This is a genomic window from Methylacidimicrobium cyclopophantes, assembly GCF_902143385.2.
Lineage (GTDB): Bacteria > Verrucomicrobiota > Verrucomicrobiia > Methylacidiphilales > Methylacidiphilaceae > Methylacidimicrobium > Methylacidimicrobium cyclopophantes.
In genome coordinates, this window is sequence record NZ_CABFUZ020000038.1 from 1 (window position 1) to 1,687 (window position 1,687).

A 1,687-nucleotide genomic window follows, 5' to 3' on the forward strand; every position below is an offset into this window, starting at 1 on the left:
GAGCCGTTCAGCATCCTCGTGGCGTATGTATCTTGCCGCGGCACTCAGGCGCGAAATAACTCCGACATCAATTTGCATCAATTGTATCCATACGGCGAAGACCTTGGCGTGATTGGGGGGCGGTGTTTCAGCATCCCCTGGGTCCGTTGATCAGGCTGCCTGGGCGGCTGTACGTGGATCTTGCTGCGCGATCCAGTTCCATGCGCATTAGATGTCCGATCCGGCCGTGCGACTGAATGGGACCTTTCGGCACCCACCGCCGGCGCTCGTCTCGTTGCGTGCTTCCCCCCATCTCCTTGCCCGTAGCGTCCGGCTCCTGCTCCGATCGTCCGCCCTCGGGGTAACGAGTCAGAAAACTTTACACGTCTCTCATTTCATACCGGAATCGCCATGATAAGAGGTTGAAAAACAAAAGTTAATAAAAATGGCACTGTTTTTGCTTTCAAAATTTCAGCGGTAAAACGGCACATCATTAAATTTTACGGCAAACGGCAGCAACCTTCGTGGCCCAAGGCGATTAGGAAATGAGGACGATGAAACGTAAATCAATGAAATCGGCATTGCTCGGCGCAGCGGTATGCGGCGCCATTGCTCTGGTCGGAACGCCGGTCGCCCATGCGACGCCTGTGATCACCATCACCCTGCAGGAGGCCGGCTACGCGAATTATGTCACGCAGTCTCCGGCCCCGGGCGGCCCCTATTACAATGGCTCTTTCGGTACGTTTACCATCAACAAGATCGGTAGTAGCGGCGATCTCCTGCCAGCGGACAACTTCAGCACCAACAGCATCAATACCTCCACGTCTGCGGGCGGCACGCTGTATGTCTATGCGTCGGAAACCGGAATCACGTCGCCGACCGGCATCCAGTCCTTCCTGAGCGGGTTCACGCTGAACCAGCCCTCGGGCGCGCTGTCGAGCGTAACGGAGACCACGTACTACGATGCGAGCAATGCGCTGAACGGAATGGCCACCCAGTTGGGTACGGCGACCTTCCTGGGGCTCAGTTCCGGAATCCAGAATTCCTCGCCTGTGGCGGTCAATCTCAGTTCGACCAACCCATACTCGATCACCGAAATGTTCAAGATTGTCGCGGACGGCAAGGGGTCGGACAACGCCACCATTACCATGCAGGTCCCCGAACCCGGTTCGCTGGCACTGATGGGCACCGGTCTGCTCGGCCTCGCCGCGATCATACGGCGCAAGCGTCGCCGCGCCTGACCACAAAAGCCGGGCGTCAGAACGGCGCCCGGTCGTCGCCGGCTGCAGGAACACATCACAACATGCCCCGCGCTTCGCGTCACGTCGTGACAACACTACCTTGGCTGCGCCGCAATTGAAGTCGCTGCCCCTTTTCGAGCGCCGCCAAGACGGATGGCCAACTCAGCCGCAGTCTATATCTGATAATGTTCCCTTATCAGATCCTGGATTGCTAATGCATTCTAGGGGACTTTCGACGAAATTCCATGATACGGGTTCTGGCATTGCGGCTATTCGCCCAATTTATACAACCAAAGATATTTTTCATGAATGACTCGACCAAAAGTAGTGTCAGTATATTTTACATCTCGCTTGTCTAAAATATCTTATTCATTGATTTTACGAGCTTATTTAGATCGGCATGGGAATTGCTTGTTCTATTTTGCGGCCAAAATCGGCGCCTCCCCTGCGTAAAGCAGCCGAACCGA

1 protein-coding gene is annotated in these 1,687 nt (G+C 55.4%); it reads left to right on the top strand.

The window, feature by feature from the left end; genetic code table 11:
- The first annotated feature begins 533 nt into the window (after nucleotides 1-533).
- Entirely contained in the window at nucleotides 534-1,220 is a 687-nt protein-coding gene (locus tag FN369_RS00920) for a PEP-CTERM sorting domain-containing protein (RefSeq protein ID WP_142524345.1), read from the top strand.
- Nucleotides 1,221-1,687 lie beyond the last annotated feature (467 nt).